Source organism: Vibrio sp. YT-19(2023), assembly GCF_033337395.1.
Map to the genome: position 1 here is coordinate 1 of NZ_JAWOQN010000297.1, position 848 is coordinate 848.

Sequence of the window (848 nt, forward strand, 5' to 3'; positions counted from 1 at the left end):
CCAAACAAGTAAATGAGCCCAGCAATCGATAGCCATTTCAATTTGCGTCCCACCGCCAGCGGTTCCGGCAAGTCCGTTTTGCTCACTAAGATGTAGTTCAGTAGCGCGAAGAATGGTGTCGTCATAAACGCCAGAACCATCGCGAAGTCGAGCATAGGTAGCAGTGCCGATGCCCAGAATACGACGATACCTAGCGCCAGCAATGATACCGCCAACATAATCGCTGACGTTGCTTTTGGATCGGTTTCCGCTTGAGAGCGCAACAGGCGTTGTGAGTCAGCAATTACGCGCGAGTAACCGTCAATAACGGTAATTGTGCTGCCGAAAATACAGAAGAAAGCGATCACTGCGATTAAGTAACGTGACCATTCCCCGATGGTCGAAGCGTACAAGCCAACCAACTGATGCGAGAAGCCAACCCCTGAGCTCTTCAGTTCAATTCCAGAACCGTGCAGTATTAATGCACCGAGCGAAACAAACACTAGCGCCAAAACGGCTGTACCGATGTAGCCAACGTTGAAGTCAAACAGAGCAGAGCGAGGTGTTACTTCTTGCTGACTCGACTGGCGCTTTAGCCACGCTGAGGTTAAACACGAAATCTCAATTGGTGCTGGCATCCACCCCATCGTAACCACGATGAAACCAATTGCCGCAATTGACCAAGGGGAAGGCGATTCAAAGTTCGCGACGGGTTCCACTGGGTTACCAAACGCAATTGCAACAGCAAGCAGCGTTGCAATGGTGAGCACGGACATGATCACTTTCGAAAGTGTGTCGAGTGCTTTGTAATGGCCGGCGAATAAAATGATCAAACACGTGACCAAAACGATGATGCTCAACGATGCCAT

The 848-nt window shown here is 50.0% G+C and carries 1 protein-coding gene; it reads right to left on the reverse strand.

From position 1 onward, the window contains the following. Positions 1-848: divalent metal cation transporter (locus R7E78_RS25500; protein ID WP_318058524.1), on the reverse strand; the 848-nt coding region annotated here is incomplete at both ends.